General features: G+C 72.2%; 14 protein-coding genes and 1 pseudogene. 7 read left to right on the top strand and 8 right to left on the bottom strand.

Annotated features, from left to right (window positions below):
* Positions 1 to 15 precede the first annotated feature (15 nt).
* From ACFVYA_RS07480 to ACFVYA_RS07465, 4 genes are read right to left on the bottom strand one after another with little or no spacing between them, the layout of a single operon-like run.
* On the bottom strand, positions 16 to 1,227 hold the full coding sequence (locus tag ACFVYA_RS07480) for a GNAT family N-acetyltransferase (RefSeq protein WP_387043405.1): 1,212 nt from the start codon (positions 1,225 to 1,227) through the stop codon (positions 16 to 18).
* Positions 1,224 to 1,556, bottom strand: a complete 333-nt coding sequence (locus tag ACFVYA_RS07475) for a helix-turn-helix transcriptional regulator (RefSeq protein WP_285992583.1) — start codon at positions 1,554 to 1,556, stop codon at positions 1,224 to 1,226. The genes ACFVYA_RS07480 and ACFVYA_RS07475 overlap by 4 nt, the downstream gene beginning before the upstream one ends.
* 52 nt (positions 1,557 to 1,608) lie before the next feature.
* Positions 1,609 to 2,199 (bottom strand): TetR/AcrR family transcriptional regulator, encoded by a 591-nt coding sequence (locus ACFVYA_RS07470; RefSeq protein WP_387043403.1) that lies wholly within the window; start codon positions 2,197 to 2,199, stop codon positions 1,609 to 1,611.
* 53 nt (positions 2,200 to 2,252) lie between these two features.
* Complete coding sequence (locus tag ACFVYA_RS07465) at positions 2,253 to 3,095, bottom strand: oxidoreductase (protein WP_387043401.1); 843 nt, start codon at positions 3,093 to 3,095, stop codon at positions 2,253 to 2,255.
* Positions 3,096 to 3,270: 175 nt separating this feature from the next.
* Here ACFVYA_RS07465 and ACFVYA_RS07460 point away from each other — a divergent pair.
* Positions 3,271 to 4,409 (top strand): annotated as a pseudogene (locus ACFVYA_RS07460) (cytochrome P450).
* A gap of 154 nt (positions 4,410 to 4,563) precedes the next feature.
* On the opposite strand, the gene ACFVYA_RS07455 reads toward ACFVYA_RS07460, so the two are convergent.
* Positions 4,564 to 4,710 (bottom strand): hypothetical protein, encoded by a 147-nt coding sequence (locus ACFVYA_RS07455; RefSeq protein WP_387043399.1) that lies wholly within the window; start codon positions 4,708 to 4,710, stop codon positions 4,564 to 4,566.
* A gap of 158 nt (positions 4,711 to 4,868) precedes the next feature.
* On the opposite strand from ACFVYA_RS07455, the gene ACFVYA_RS07450 reads away from it, so the two are divergent.
* Entirely contained in the window at positions 4,869 to 5,072 is a 204-nt protein-coding gene (locus ACFVYA_RS07450; RefSeq protein WP_387043397.1) for a hypothetical protein, read from the top strand.
* A 57-nt stretch (positions 5,073 to 5,129) separates the two neighbouring features.
* Here the strand turns inward: ACFVYA_RS07450 and ACFVYA_RS07445 are convergent, their stop codons facing one another.
* On the bottom strand, positions 5,130 to 5,774 hold the full coding sequence (locus ACFVYA_RS07445; protein ID WP_387043395.1) for a TetR family transcriptional regulator: 645 nt from the start codon (positions 5,772 to 5,774) through the stop codon (positions 5,130 to 5,132).
* 98 nt (positions 5,775 to 5,872) lie between these two features.
* Here ACFVYA_RS07445 and ACFVYA_RS07440 point away from each other — a divergent pair, with 98 nt between their 5' ends.
* The 3 genes from ACFVYA_RS07440 to ACFVYA_RS07430 are packed head-to-tail and all read left to right on the top strand — an operon-like array spanning position 5,873 to position 9,569.
* Entirely contained in the window at positions 5,873 to 6,361 is a 489-nt protein-coding gene (locus tag ACFVYA_RS07440; protein WP_387043393.1) for a 2Fe-2S iron-sulfur cluster-binding protein, read from the top strand.
* Positions 6,358 to 7,353, top strand: a complete 996-nt coding sequence (locus ACFVYA_RS07435) for an FAD binding domain-containing protein (RefSeq protein WP_387043391.1) — start codon at positions 6,358 to 6,360, stop codon at positions 7,351 to 7,353. The genes ACFVYA_RS07440 and ACFVYA_RS07435 overlap by 4 nt, the downstream gene beginning before the upstream one ends.
* Complete coding sequence (locus ACFVYA_RS07430) at positions 7,350 to 9,569, top strand: xanthine dehydrogenase family protein molybdopterin-binding subunit (protein ID WP_387043389.1); 2,220 nt, start codon at positions 7,350 to 7,352, stop codon at positions 9,567 to 9,569. The genes ACFVYA_RS07435 and ACFVYA_RS07430 overlap by 4 nt, the downstream gene beginning before the upstream one ends.
* Positions 9,570 to 9,582: 13 nt before the next feature.
* On the opposite strand, the gene ACFVYA_RS07425 is transcribed toward ACFVYA_RS07430, so the two are convergent.
* Positions 9,583 to 10,986: an MFS transporter gene (locus ACFVYA_RS07425; RefSeq protein WP_387043387.1), complete on the bottom strand. Its 1,404-nt coding sequence runs from the start codon at positions 10,984 to 10,986 to the stop codon at positions 9,583 to 9,585.
* Between the two features lie 157 nt (positions 10,987 to 11,143).
* Positions 11,144 to 11,938, bottom strand: a complete 795-nt coding sequence (locus ACFVYA_RS07420) for an IclR family transcriptional regulator (RefSeq protein ID WP_387043385.1) — start codon at positions 11,936 to 11,938, stop codon at positions 11,144 to 11,146.
* Positions 11,939 to 12,053: 115 nt separating this feature from the next.
* Between ACFVYA_RS07420 and ACFVYA_RS07415 the strand changes: the two genes are divergently transcribed.
* Positions 12,054 to 13,262, top strand: a complete 1,209-nt coding sequence (locus ACFVYA_RS07415; RefSeq protein ID WP_387043383.1) for a CaiB/BaiF CoA transferase family protein — start codon at positions 12,054 to 12,056, stop codon at positions 13,260 to 13,262.
* Between the two features lie 2 nt (positions 13,263 to 13,264).
* Complete coding sequence (locus tag ACFVYA_RS07410; protein WP_387043381.1) at positions 13,265 to 14,167, top strand: hydroxymethylglutaryl-CoA lyase; 903 nt, start codon at positions 13,265 to 13,267, stop codon at positions 14,165 to 14,167.
* Positions 14,168 to 14,198 lie beyond the last annotated feature (31 nt).

Here is a 14,198-nt window from a genome sequence, read left to right as displayed (position 1 = left end):
ACCGGCTCCACTCCCCTAGATACCGACGCGCGTGCTGCGACGTTCGATCATGACGACGTCACGCCAGACACCGTGGTGCCGGCCGACGCGTTCGCGGACCCCGATCTCCCGGAACCCGGCCCGTCGGTGCAGTTCCCGGCTGGCGGCGTTCTCGGGGAACACGCCGCTCTGGATCGTCCAGATGCCCGCGTTCTCGGTCGAGGCGATCAACGCGGCCAGCAGCGCCTGCCCGACTCCGCGGCCCTGCACCTCGGGATCGACGTAGACGCTGTGCTCGACAACCCCTTCGTAGACACACCGCGACGACACAGCGGTGATCGCGCCCCAGCCGACGACCCGCCCAGCCGGATCGAGGGCGACCAGCCGGTGCTCGGGAAGACGGGCGGCATCCCACGTCTCCCAGTCGGGCGCGGTGGTCTCGAAGCTCGCCTGCCCGGTGTCGAGCCCGGCCTGGTAAATCTCCAGCACGCGGTCGGCGTGCTCGGCGGCCATCGCCACGACCTGGACCGGCTTGGTGGCGCGGATGATCGCGGAGTGGAGCTTGTCGCCGACTTCGTGGGTCAGCTCGATCCCGACGCCGACGAGGCCGGCTTCGCGCAGCAGCGTCCGGTAGCGCTCGGCAGTGAGCGCGCCGCCGAGACACTCGACCGCACCGGCGCGGGCGGCGCGTTCAGCGTCGGTGAGGGTGTCGTCGGCCAGGATGTCGGTGACGCCGAGGCGGCCGCCGGCACGCAGAACGCGGGCGATTTCACCGAAGACGGCGGGCTTGTCGGGCGAGAGCGCGATGACGCAGTTGGAGATGACGACGTCGACCGACGCATCCGGCAGCGGGATCTGCTCGATGGTGCCCTTGCGGAACTCGACGTTGGTGACGCCGGCCCGCTCGGCGTGCCGGCGAGCGAGGGTGAGCATGTCGTCGGTCATGTCCAGGCCGATCGCCCGCCCGGCCGGCCCGACGCGGCGAGCCGAGAGCAGCACGTCCAGCCCGCCACCGGAGCCGAGGTCGAGCACGGTTTCACCGGGCTTCAGCTCGGCGACGGCAAGCGGGTTCCCGCAGCCGAGACTGGTCGCCGTCACCTCGACCGGGAGCTCCGCGCCCGCGTAGTGGACGGCACCGAGCCGGTCGGCATCCTGATCGCCGGTGAGCAGGCCGGTTCCCTCGCCGGCCAGTGCTCGCCGGGCGGCGGTGGCGTAGCGATCGCGGACGGCGTCGCGGTCGGGGTTCATCGGACCTCCTCACCGGCCGTCTCGGCGAACGACCGGACACCACGGCCCATGACGACGTCCGCGGCGCTCGGGAAGCAGGACACGCAGTCTTCGTTGACGCGGTAGAGCCGAGCGGTCCCCCGCGGCTCGGCCAGCACGAACCCGGTGTCGGCGAGAACCTTGAGGTGTGCGGAGACGGTGGACTGGCCCACGCTGACCTGCTCGACGATCTCCCCCACCGTCATCGGCACGCCGGACTCGGCGAGCAGGTTGAGGATCTGCACCCGCGTCGGATCGGCGAGCGTGCGAAACCACCCGGCGTAGGTCTTGGCGGTATCGCGGTCCAGCACGGCGGCCTCCTCCATCGTCAATCGACGATGGACGATAGACGATGAACGCGGTTCAGGAAAGCGGCGCGCGGTCGTAGGACCGATCCGGCACGGGAAGTCCTTGCGGCTGCGCGAAAGCGCGCAGGAACGTGTCGACGATGACGTCCGCGGCCTGCGCGTCGCTCAGGCCGGGCAGTTCCGCCGTGGCCAGGTGCAGCAGCTGCCCGAGCACGTTGCCCGGCCAGCGGGCGGGCGATCCGGGGCGGAGAAAACCTTCGTCGGTGGCGCGCCGGAGGAACGATTCCACCTCGTCGACCGAACGCCGGCGCCGCGCCCAGAGTTCCGGGTCCAGGCGCATCTTGCCGACCTCGGCCGGCCAGGTGCGGTTCACCCCGACGATCTCCTCGACGAACCGGTGCAGGGCCACCGGCACCGGCGCTTCCCGGAGCCGGGCGACCTCGATCGCCGCCTCGATCGCGCCCAGCCGGGCCTGGTGAATCGCCGTCAGCAGCTCGTCGCGGCCCGCGAACCGGCGGTACACAGTCCGGCGGTCCACTCCGGCCGCCGCCGCGATCGCCCCGATGCTCGCGGTGGGGTCTTCGGCGAGCATGCAGGCGCCCGTCTTCAGCAGCAGTTCGATGTTGCGCGCGGCGTCGGCTCTCACCCGCTCAACCTACTCCGCACTGTGACACTTGGATCGATAACTGCGGCGACCGTTCACTGTTCGCCGAGGGGGAAGTCGGCCGAGCGGCTGACCTCGGCCCACCGCTCGGTTTCGGCCACCCGGTCCTCGCCGGCCTTCAGCGCGAGCGCGACGGCGTCGCTGCCGAGGAGAAGCCGCCGGGGCGGGTTGTCCGCGCCGACCACGTCGACGACGGCCTTCGCGCCGCGGACCGGATCGCCCGGCTGCCGGCCGTCGTGCTCGTCGCGGTAGCGGTGGATGGCACCGATCGTCTCCTCGTAGTCGGGACCCACGGCGTGCCGGGTCATCGAGGAGCCCTGCCAGTCGGTCCGGAACGCCCCGGGCTCGACGATGATCACCCGCACGCCGAAGGGTGCCACCTCGTTCGCGAGGACCTCGGAGAAGCCTTCGACCGCGAACTTCGCGGTCTGGTAGGCACCCAGCCCGGGTGTCCCGCCGACGCGCCCGCCGACGGAGGAGAACTGCACGAAGGTCCCGGAACGCTGCGCCCGGAAGACGGGCAGCGCGGCCCGCGTGACGTTCACGACGCCGAAGAGGTTGGTCTCGACCTGGGCGCGGAAGTCGTCCTCGGCCATCTCCTCGATCGGCGCGCTGTTCGCGTAGCCGGCGTTGTTGACGACCACGTCGAGGCGGCCGAAGGCGCCGGTGGCCTCCTTCACGGCGTCGACCGCCGCACCGGCGTCGGTGACGTCGAGAGCGAAGGGGCGGACCCGCTCGCCGTACCGGGTCACCAGGTCCTCGAGCTGCCCGGGCCGGCGTGCCGTGGCGAGGACGGAGTCGCCCGCTTCCAGCACGGCCTCGGTGAGACTGCGCCCGAACCCGCGGGACGCTCCGGTGATCAACCAGGTCCTACTCATGGCAGAGCTCCTTCTTTGTCTAATAGCCTCATCACTGTAGCGTTTAACCGCATGACGGACACATCTCATGTCAAGGTGTGACGGGTACGACATCGAAGACCGGTGACCGTCGGCAAACCCCGCCGATTAAGACAGGTGCTTTGATTAAGTCATCTGTCTTACCTAGGCTGCGGTGATGCCCGACGACAGAGCGCGCGTGAGTGGCGGCAATGACCCGGCGCCGGTCCTGGAGGGACTGCCGCCGTACCCGTTTCCGAATCCCACGGCGCTGGAGCCGCCGCCGGAGTGGGCGCGGCTGCGGTCGCAGTGCCCGGTGGCCCGCATCGAACTGGCCAGTGGCGACGAAGCCCTGCTGCCGACCCGCTACGACGACGTGCGGGCGATGCTGTCGGACCCGCGGTTCACCCGCCAGCTCGATGCCGACGACGCCTCCCGGGTCTCCGACAGCGACGACGGCGGCGTGTTCAGCCGCTCCTCGGCACCGACCGGCGGGGAGGCGGAGGAACCGGTCGCGTCGAGGCCGGCGCGCCCGCCGACATCGGCCCCGCGCTGGGGTTCCCGCTGCCGGTGTTCGTGATCTGCGACCTGCTCGGGGTGCCGCGGGACGACCGGGACCGGTTCGCGCGCTGGTCCGACACCATGCTCAACATGACCCGGTTCACCCAGGACGAAATCGACCGGCCGGGCCGCGAATTCTTCGGGTACATGACGGAACTGGTCGCCGCCAAGCGGTCCGCGCCCGGTGACGACCTGCTCAGCGACCTCGCCGCCGACATGAGCGCGACCGAGCTGATCATGACCGGGCAGGGCCTGCTCATCGCCGGCCACGAGACCACCGCCACCATGATCGGCAAGCTGGTCGCGATGCTGCTGGCGGACCGCGAGCACCGCTGGGAACGCCTGCTCGCCGACCCGTCGCTGGTGGCCTCCGCCGTCGAAGAGGCGCTGCGGTTCGACGCCAACCCCGGGTTCGGGATGCCGCGCTACCTCTCGGAAGAGACCGTGGTCGGGGGCACGACCTTGCCGCGCGGCACGACCGTGGTGTGCAGCATGGCCGCCGGCAACCGCGACCCCGATGCGTTCGACGGCGCCGGCGACATGGACATCGCCCGCCGGCCCAACCCGCACCTGGCCTTCGGTGCCGGACCGCATTCGTGCGTGGGCCAGCAGCTCGCGCGGGTCGAGCTGCAGACCGTGCTCGAGGTGCTGCTGCGCCGCCTCCCCACCCTGGAGCTCGTCGGGGACGCCGCGGACCTGCGCGCCCGGCAGGGACTGATCGTCGGCGGGATCGACCGGGTACCGGTGCGGTGGTGACCGTGCCGCGACCACAGCCCGGCGGGAGGTCGGCGGCGACCCGGGCCCGGCTGCTGGCGACGGCGGAGCGGCTGATCGCCGAGGACGGCGTCGCCCAGGTGTCGAGCCGGCGGCTCGGGCAGGAAGCCGGGCAGGCCAACAACTCCGCGGTCGCCTACCACGTCGGCACGATGGAAGAGGTGATCCTCGCCGTGCTGCGCGAGCACGGCGAGGCGATGGACCGCATCCGCGCCGCGATGGTGGACGCGGCCGAGGGCTCGACGCGGCTGCGCGACCACGTGGCCGCGCTGGTGCTGCCCACGACCCGGCACCTCGCGGAGCTGGGCGTGCCCAGCTACTACGCCCGCTTCGCCGCCCACGTCGTCAGCGACCCGGCCCTGCGCGCGCCGGCGCCGTCGGTCACGACGTCGACTCCCGTCATGCAGCGGGCACTGCGGGCCGTGGCCGCCCACGCCGGCGATGCGTCCGGCCCCCGCCATCCTCACCCGGTCGGCGATGGCCCGGCACGCGATCGTCCACACCTGCGCCGAACGAGAAGCCGAACTGGCCGAAGCCGGGAACCGTTCCGGCATCCCGGGCTGGGCCGAGACCGGCGAAATCCTGGTCGACGGCATCACCGTCCTGCTGGCCGCACCGGCACGGCGGCGCACTCCGGCCGGATGAGAGCCTTCGCGCACGCGGACGAGCCGGCGAACCCGGCCGGGCCACCGTGGTGGTCCGTCAGCGCAGCGTCGGCAATCCGGCGGCCAAGGCGGCAAGGGCCCGCTTCAGGGTCGGGGCGAACGGCACGCACGCCGCGGCCAGGTCGGGGTTCTGGGCGTAGACCTCGAGCAGCGTCGGCGGCGGGTTGGCGGCCGGGTACAGCATGCCCGCGAGTCCGCTGGCCGCCGCGACCAGCTCGAATCCTTCACCCTCGGTCAGGTCCGGGCGCGCCTGGGCGACCGCCGCGCCGAGTTCGGCGACGACGCCCAGCACCGCCCGCTTGAAGTCGCGGGCCGCCGGGACCGAGACGTTGTGCTCCAGCGACGTCGCCGCGTGGCCCAGCAGGTCGCAGAACAAGGTCCGTTCGGCGAGGGTTTCGGCCAGCACGTCGACGACGTCGTCCCCGGCCGCGAGCCGGCGGACGACCTCGTCCGCCCAGTCGCGCCAGCATCCGGCCGCGAGCTCCAGATAGATCTCCTCGCGGGTACCGAAGTAGCGGGTGACGTTGGACTTGGCCAGCCCCACGGCCGTGGCCACGCTGCTCAAGCTCACGTTGCGCACGCCGGATTCGAGGGCGAGCTCGCGGGCCGCCGCGAGGATGGCCGCGCGCCGCTGCTGCTTCTGCTCCGGCCTCCTGGCCCGCATGAACATCGACTGAGACATTTCTCAGCCATCATACGGTCCACTTAACAGAACAACGTCCTCTTGTTAAGAGTACGACGTTCTGTTATTTTGGCGGGCACCAGCGAAGGGGGAACGACGTGGTCGAGGTGCGGTTGCGGGTCAACGGGGTCGAGGAGCTGCTCGATCTCCCACCCCAGGTCAGCCTGCTGGACGCGCTGCGCGAGCGGCTGGGGCTGACCGGCACCAAGAAGGGCTGCGACCAGGGCGCCTGCGGCGCGTGCACAGTGCTCGCCGACGGCGAGCGGATCAACTCCTGCCTCGCGCTGGCCGTGCAGTACACCGACCGGGAAATCACCACCATCGAGGGCGTCGACGACCCGCTGCAGCGGGCTTTCGTCCGCAACGACGGCTTCCAGTGCGGTTACTGCACCTCCGGCCAGATCTGCTCGGCGATCGGGATGCTGGCCGAGCACGCCGACGGCGCGCCGAGCGCGGTCACCGAACACCTCGCCGGCCCCGCCGGCGAGCTGACGGACGCGGAGATCCGTGAGCGCATGAGCGGCAACCTGTGCCGCTGCGGCGCCTACAACGGGATCGTCCACGCCATCCAGGAGGTCGCGAGATGAGGTCGTTCGGCTACCTGAGCGCCCCGGACGTCGAGACGGCGGTCCGCGCGATCGCCACCGAGCCGAACGCGAAGTTCCTCGGCGGCGGGACGAACCTCGTCGACCTGATGCGGGAGGACATCGAGCAGCCGGACGTGGTCGTCGACATCACCCGGCTGCCGCTGACCGGGATCGAGGAGCTGCCCGGCGGCGGCCTGCGGATCGGCGCGCTCGTCCGCAACAGCGGGCTCGCGGCCCACCCGCTGGTCCGGACCCGCTACCCGGTACTGGCCCAGGCCGTCCTCAACGGCGCTTCGGCGCAGCTGCGGAACATGGCGACCGTCGGCGGCAACCTGCTGCAGCGCACCCGGTGCCTGTACTTCTACGACGGGGCGGCCGCGTGCAACAAGCGCACCCCGGGCAGCGGCTGCGCCGCGATCGGCGGCTTCGCCCGGAACGCCGGCGTCCTCGGGGTCAGCGACCACTGCATCGCCACGCACCCTTCCGACATGGGCGTCGCACTGGCCGCGCTCGACGCCGTCGTCGAAGTGGAGAGCACGCGCGGCACCCGCCGCCTCCCGCTGACCGAGTTCCACCGCCTGCCCGGCAGCACTCCGCAGGTCGAGACCGAGCTGGCCGCGGACGAGCTGATCACCGCCGTCGAGCTGCCTGCCCTGCCGATGGCCGCGCACTCCCGCTACCGCAAGGTGCGCGACCGCGCGTCCTACGCCTTCGCCCTGGTCTCGGTCGCGGCGGCGCTGGAGACCGAAGACGGCGTCGTGACCGGCGTCCGCCTGGCGCTCGGCGGCGTCTCCGCGAAACCGTGGCGGGCCCGCGAGGCCGAGCGGATCCTGCTCGGCGCACCGGCGACCGAAGAGTCCTTCCGCCGGGCGGCCGCGGCCGAGCTGGCACCCGCGGTGGGGCAACCGGACAACACCTTCAAGATCGAGCTGGCGCAGCGCACGATCGTCGCGACGCTGCGGCAGCTGCTCACCGACGGGAGCGCGGCATGACCAGGACCCTGCCCGCCACCGAGACCGGCGGCCCCGTCGTCGGCAAGCCGATCGACCGGGTCGACGGCAAAGCCAAGACCAGCGGCGCCGCCCGCTTCTCGGCCGAATACGACCTCCCCGACCTGGCGCACGCGGCGCTGGTGCACTCGACGATCAGTTGCGGCCGGATCACCGCGATCGGGACCGAGGCCGCGGCCGCGGTCCCCGGCGTCGTCGCGGTGCTCACCCACCTGAACGCGCCGCCGCTGAAGCCGGCGCCGAAGGTGAGCCCGCTGAACCTGAGCACGCTGGTCTCCGGCACTTCGGTCGACTACCTCAACACCGACGAGGTGCACTGGGACGGCCAGCCGGTTGCGGTCGTCGTCGCCGACACGCTCGACGCCGCTCGCGAAGCCGCCGGGCTGGTCACCGTGACCTACGAGACGTGGGCGTCCACTGTGGACTTCGCCGCCGAGGAGAAGAACGCCCGGCCGCAGAAGAGCAGCATGATCATGCCCGGCGGAGCGAAGAAGGGCGACGCCGAGGCCGCACTCGCCGTGGCACCGGTGTCGGTCGACCTGCGGTTCACCACGCCGACGCACCACCACAACGCGATCGAGCCGCACGCGACCACCGCGGCCTGGGACGGCGACCGGCTGACCGTCCACGACGGCACGCAGAGCATCGACTGGCTCCGCACGCACCTCGCCCTGCGGTTCGGTGTCCCGGCCGCGAACGTGCGGGTGATCGCCCCGTTCGTCGGCGGCGGCTTCGGCGGCAAAGTCATGGTCTGGCCCGGCACGATCCTCGCCGCGCTGGCGGCCCGCGCGACCGGGCGGCCGGTCCGGCTGATGCTCACCCGGGAAGGCGTCTACCGCACGGTCGGCGGGCGCACGCCGTCCACGCAGCGGGTCGCGCTCGGCGCCGGCACCGACGGCAGGCTGACCGCGCTCATCCACACCAGCGTGACGCGCACCGGCCGGGTCGGCGGCGGACCCGAGCAGGTGACGTCGCAGTCGAAACACCTGTACGCCGCCGAAAACATCCTGGTCCAGCAGAACCTGGTCGAGCTGGATCTGCTCTCGAACACCTCGATGCGCGCGCCGGGCGAGTCGATCGGGACCTACGCGCTGGAGGCGTCGATCGACGAGCTCGCCCACCGGCTCGGGATCGACCCGATCGAGCTGCGGATGCGGAACGAGCCGGCGACCAACCCCATCGACGGCAAGAAGTTCGCGCACCGGATGCTGCGCGAGGCCTACGCGCGGGGCGCCGAGCGGTTCGGCTGGGCCGACCGGACACCGGAACCGGGGTCGATGCGCGACGGGCGGTGGCTGGTCGGGATGGGTGTCGCGTCGGCGTACCACCCGGCCTGGCAGTTCGCCGCCAGCGTCACGGTCCGGCTTTCCGTCGACGGCACCGTCCTGGTGCGGTGCGGCTTCCACGAGATGGGCATGGGCGGCGCGACGGCGCAGGCGCAGATCGCCGCCGACGCGCTCGGGGTGCCGTTCGAAGCGGTGCGGGTCGAGTACGGCGACTCCACGCTGCCGGTGAGCCCGGGCGCCGGGGGGTCCATGCAGACGGCGAGCATCGCCAACAGCCTGCTGGCCGCGTGCGAGAAACTGAAGCGGGAGCTGGACACGCTGGCGAAACGCGCGGGCGCGGCCGGGGAAAGCCCCGCCGCGATCCTGGCCAAGGCCGGCGTGCCGTCGGTCGAAGCCGCCGTCGGCTCGGACACCCGGTTCGGCCGGGTGGCCGGGCAGCTGAAGTTCATGGCGAAGTTCCTGCGCGACCAGCGGCGCTGGATGAAGGCCGCCTGCGGGGCCCAGTTCTGCGAGGTCCGCGTCGATCCGGACACCGGCGAGGTGCGGGTGGCCCGCTGGGTCGGGGTGTTCGACGTCGGCCGGGTGATCAACGCGAAGACCGCGTCGAGCCAGCTGCGCGGCGGGATCGTGATGGGCATCGGCATGGCGCTGGCCGAAGAGACCCTGGTCGACCCCCGCACGGGACGGATCATGAACCCGAGCCTCGCCGAGTACCACGTCCCGGTGCACGCCGACATCCCGCCGATCGACGTCAGCTACCTCGACGACCCGGACCCGACGATGCCGCTCGGCCTGATCGGCGTGGGCGAAGTGGGCATCACGGGGGTCGCGGGCGCGATCGCGAACGCGGTCCACCACGCGACCGGCAAGCGGATCCACGACCTGCCCATCACCCTCGACAAGCTGTTGTGAGCCGGACCGGCCGTCATCGGAGGGGCTGCGGCGGCGCCATGACGGCGTCGTTCACGCTCTCCAGGCGGCGGCCGGTGGTGCGCGGGCCGAGGACCGCGATGTCCACCGCGACCACCACCAGCGCGCCCGCGACGACCAGGAACAGCGCCGTCGGGCCGTGCGAGTTCAGCAGCGGCACCAGCACGAACGGCATCGCGCCGCTGGCCAGCCGCGACAGCGAGTAGGTGCCGCTCGCCGCCGTCGAGCGCAGCGCCGTCGGGAAGATCTCGGCCTGGTAGATGTGGAAGGCGTTCGAGAACAGGTTGCTGGTCGCGGTGTAGAGGAAGCCGAACAGGAGGATCAGCGCCATCGAGCCCGCGAGGCCGAACGCGATGCCGAACACCGCCATCGCCAGCACCGAGCCGACCACCAGGTACTTCCGCTCGAGGCGTTCCACGATCGGCAGCGACAACGCCGAGCCGACCGGGTAGCCGAGGTAGGTCAGCGCGGCGAACAGCAGCGACTGCGAGAGGGCGTACCCCTTGGCGGCCAGCACCAGGGGCACGAGCGTGCCGAAGCCGTAGTACCCGAGGGTCTGCAGGATGTGGAAGACGACCATCATCCACGTCCGGCGCCGCTGCCCGGCGCCGAACAGCTCGCGCACCGGTGCGGCGGCGCGCTTGCGGGTCACCCCGCGCAGCGGGGCGGGGGTGTCGTGGGCGGCGCCGCGGGCCTCGGCTTCCATGCCGGCCACGAGGTGCTCGGCCTCTTCGGCGCGGCCGACGGACTCCAGCCACCGCGGTGACTCGGGCAGGCCGCGCCGCAGCAGGAACACCGCGCCGGCGCCGAGCGCACCGATCACGAACAGCCAGCGCCAGCCGGCGATCCCGAGGATCTCGTGCTCGGTCAGCCCGCGGGCGAGGAAGCCGACGACGGGGAAGCCGCAGAACGCGAGGGTGTAGGCCCAGGCGATGAACCGGCCGCGCTTGCGGGCCGGCAGCAGGTCGGTGAGGTAGGTGTCGGCCAGCGGGGGTTCCGCGCCCAGGCCGATGCCCGCGAAGAACCGCGTCACCAGCAGCATCAGTGCGCTGCCGCTGAACGCGCCGAGCAGCGAGAAGAGCGAGTAGAGCCCGAGGTTGAGCAGGAACGCGCCGCGGCGGCCGAACCGGTCGGCGAGCCGGCCGAGCAGCAGGGCGCCGAAGAACATGCCGACGAAGGTCGACGCGAGCAGCGGCGGCAGCTCCGCCTTGGTGAGCTCGAACTCCTCGACGAGCACCGAGCTGAGGACGCCGGTCAGGAAGATCTCGTAGAAGTCGAAGAACAGCCCGAGCCCGACGGCGACGGTGGCCCGCCGGTGCGTGCGGGTGATGGGCAGCCGGTCGAGCCGGCTCGCGATCGTGCCGGTGCCCGGCGCGGTGGCGTCGTCGGTGTTCGCCATCCGTCGTCTCCTTTGACTTCTCCACCATGTGATTGGCCAACCCATAATGTGACGGACAGCAGGCAGAGTCAAGGACATGCGGGATACGAGCCGCCTTGGTTGAGGGGCAACCGGGCACAGTCCGGCACGAATCGGGCACGCCGGCGCGCCCGGGCGGTCAGAGACCGGCGACCTGCTCGACACCCGGCCGGTACCCGAGCCGCTCCGAGGCCCGCCGCCCGGCTTCCACGACGATCGGCGCCAGCCGCGGCACGTCCGCCGGGGTCATCCGCTGCGTCGGTGCGCCGATCCCGATCGCCGCGCCGACCTCGCCGTTCAGCCCGAACACCGGAGCGCTGAGCGAGGCCGCCCCCAGGTCGCGTTCCTCGAAACTCGCGGCGTAGCCGGCCTCGCGGATCTGCCCGAGCTGCTCGGTGAGCAGCTCGAGGTCGACGACCGTGCGCGGGGTGAAGCGCGCGAGGCCGTGCCCGATGGCGTCCTTGATCGCGAGCTTGTCCCAGGCCAGGAACACCTTCCCGGCCGATCCCGCGTGCAGGGGCATCACCATGCCGACGACGAACAGCCGGACCACGGCATGGCGGGATTCGGCCAGGGAGATCACCGTCCGGTACGCGCCGTCGCGGACGTACAGGCAGGCCGTCTCGCCGGTTTCGTCGCGCAGCTGCTGCAGGACCGGCCGGGTCAGCCGGACCAGGTCGAGGCCGAACGTGCCCGGCGCCGCCCAGCGGACCAGGCCGAGGCCGACCCGGTAGGTGTCGTCGTAGCGATCGAGGAAGCCTTCGCGCACCAGGTTGTGCACCAGCCGCTGGCACGTGCTCGCCGGCAGCCCGGTGGACCGGGTGATCTGCTGCAGCGTCAGCTCGGGGTGGTCGATGGTGAACGACTCGAGAATCTGCTTGAACTTGCGCAGGACGAGCACCGGCGTCGTGCCGCTGCGTTCTTCCTCTGCCATCGCCCCGCCCGTGCCCGTGGTGTGCCGCACAGTCTATCCGCGCTGCTCCCGGTTGACTCGGCGACACTCACCCGTATTCTGAGTTTGCAACTCACATAGTGGTTGGGAGTCGGGCATGACTGAGCAAACCGGGCCGCTGGCCGGCATCCGGGTGGTCGAACTGGGGAACTTCATCGCCGCGCCCACCGCCGGCCGCCTGCTGGCCGACTTCGGTGCCGACGTCGTCAAGGTCGAGCGCCCGGGTATCGGCGACGAGCTGCGGCGCTGGCGGCTGCACGCCGGTGACACGTCGCTGCTGTTCCGCACCCTCGGCCGCAACAAGCGCTCGGTGACCGTCGACCTGCGCCGCCCCGAAGGCCAGGAAATCGTCCGCGCGCTGGCCACCCGCAGCGACGTCCTCCTGGAGAACTTCCGGCCCGGCACCCTCGAACGCTGGGGCCTCGGCCCCGGCGAGCTCCGCGCGCTCAACCCCCGGCTGGTCGTCGTCCGCGTCTCCGGGTACGGCCAGACCGGCCCCTACCGCGACCGGCCCGGTTTCGGCGGCGTCGCCGAAGCGATCGGCGGCCTGCGCGCGCTCACCGGCTACCCGGGTCAGGCCCCCACGCGTGCCGGAGTCAGCCTCGCCGACTCCGTAGCCGGGCTCTACGCGGTGATCGGCGCGCTGATGGGCCTGCTCCGGCGCGACCGCGAGCCGGGCGCGAACCCGGGTGAGGTGGTCGACGTCGCGCTGTACGAGGCCGTCTATTCGCTGATGGAGTCGCTGATCCCGGACTTCGAAGCCTTCGGCGTCGTGCGCGGCCCGGCCGGCTCCGCACTGCCCGGGGTGGCGCCGTCCAACACCTACCGCTGCGCCGACGGCAAGTACATCGTGATCAGCGGCAACGGCGACGCGATCTTCCGGCGGCTGATGCACGCCATCGGCCGCGCCGACCTCGCCGGCGACCCCCGCTTCGCGGACAACGCCGGCCGGGTGGCGCACGCCGGGCTGCTCGACGACGCGATCGGCGCGTGGGCGGCGACGCTGTCCCAGGAAGCCGCCGAAGCCGCACTGCTGGCCGCCGCCGTGCCCAGCGGGCCGATCCTCACCGCGGCCGACATCGCCGAGGACCCGCACTTCGCCGCTCGCGGCATGCACGAGCGGCACCGGGTGCGCGGCCACGACACCGAAATCACCTTCCCCGGCATCGTGCCGACCCTGACCGAACGTCCCGGCCGCACCCGCGCGCTCGGGCCGGAACTGGGCGAACACACCGAAGCCGTGCTCGCCGAGCTCGGCGTCACCGGCGAGGCGGTCGCCCGTCTGCGCGAGAACGGAGTGATCTGACCATGACCGAAGTCCTCATCACCGAGGTCGTGCTGCGTGACGGCCTGCAGGACGAGCCCATCGCCGTGCCGTCGCACGAGAAGGTCCGGCTCGCCCGCGGCCTGATCGACGCGGGCCTGCGCTCGCTGGAAGTCGGCTCGTTCGTCTCCGCCCGCCGGGTGCCGCAGATGGCCGACACCGGCGAAGTGCTGCGGACACTGCTTCCCGACGTCCCGGCGAGCCTGCACACCCTGGTGTTCACCGAACGCGGGGCGCAGCAGGCGATCGACGCCGGCGCGAAGTCGGTGCGCCTGGTGGTGTCGGCCAGCGACGGGCACAGCACGGCCAACGCCGGCGTGCCGACGGCCGCGGCGCTCGACCGGCTGGCCGGCTGCGCCGCCCTGCTCACCTCGGCGGGGGTCGCGATCGAGGCGGCCATCGCGACGGCGTTCGTCTGCCCGTTCGACGGCGACACCGACCCCGGCCGGACGGCCGACGTGGCCGCGCGCCTGGGCGAGCTGGGCGCGCGGGTCGTCCACCTCGCCGACACGATCGGCGCGGCCCGGCCGGGGCGGCTCCGCGCGACGGTGCACGCGGTGCGCGACGAACTGCCGGACGTCCCGCTCGGCCTGCACCTGCACAACACCTACGGCCGCGCGGCGGCGAACGCGTGGGAAGGGCTCTCGCTGGGCATCCGCCGGTTCGACTCCGCACTGGGCGGCCTCGGCGGCTGCCCGTTCGCCCCGGGCGCCTCGGGGAACGTCGCCACCGACGACCTGGTCGATTTCTTCCACGGCGAAGGCATCGCGACGGGAATCGACGTCGAGAAGCTGGCCGAGCTGCGGGACCAGGTGGGACTGGCGGTCGGCCACCGGCTCGGCTCGGCCCTGGCGGCGATCCCCGCGACGCCGGCCGCCCTCCGCTGACCGAGCGGGATCGATCGTCCTCGGTAGTGGA

It is taken from the genome of Amycolatopsis sp. NPDC058278, from assembly GCF_042881395.1.
Classification (GTDB): domain Bacteria; phylum Actinomycetota; class Actinomycetes; order Mycobacteriales; family Pseudonocardiaceae; genus Amycolatopsis.
This window is presented reverse-complemented; position numbering and strand designations above follow the sequence as displayed.

Coding starts and splice junctions, on each gene's coding strand:
- ACFVYA_RS07465 (WP_387043401.1), bottom strand. CDS start 3,095: ATGAGTAGGACCTGGTTGATCACCGGAGCGTCCCGCGGGTTCGGGCGC.
- ACFVYA_RS07425 (WP_387043387.1), bottom strand. CDS start 10,986: ATGGCGAACACCGACGACGCCACCGCGCCGGGCACCGGCACGATCGCG.
- ACFVYA_RS07480 (WP_387043405.1), bottom strand. CDS start 1,227: ATGAACCCCGACCGCGACGCCGTCCGCGATCGCTACGCCACCGCCGCC.
- ACFVYA_RS07410 (WP_387043381.1), top strand. CDS start 13,265: ATGACCGAAGTCCTCATCACCGAGGTCGTGCTGCGTGACGGCCTGCAG.
- ACFVYA_RS07450 (WP_387043397.1), top strand. CDS start 4,869: ATGCGTCCGGCCCCCGCCATCCTCACCCGGTCGGCGATGGCCCGGCAC.
- ACFVYA_RS07435 (WP_387043391.1), top strand. CDS start 6,358: ATGAGGTCGTTCGGCTACCTGAGCGCCCCGGACGTCGAGACGGCGGTC.
- ACFVYA_RS07420 (WP_387043385.1), bottom strand. CDS start 11,938: ATGGCAGAGGAAGAACGCAGCGGCACGACGCCGGTGCTCGTCCTGCGC.
- ACFVYA_RS07430 (WP_387043389.1), top strand. CDS start 7,350: ATGACCAGGACCCTGCCCGCCACCGAGACCGGCGGCCCCGTCGTCGGC.
- ACFVYA_RS07445 (WP_387043395.1), bottom strand. CDS start 5,774: ATGTCTCAGTCGATGTTCATGCGGGCCAGGAGGCCGGAGCAGAAGCAG.
- ACFVYA_RS07415 (WP_387043383.1), top strand. CDS start 12,054: ATGACTGAGCAAACCGGGCCGCTGGCCGGCATCCGGGTGGTCGAACTG.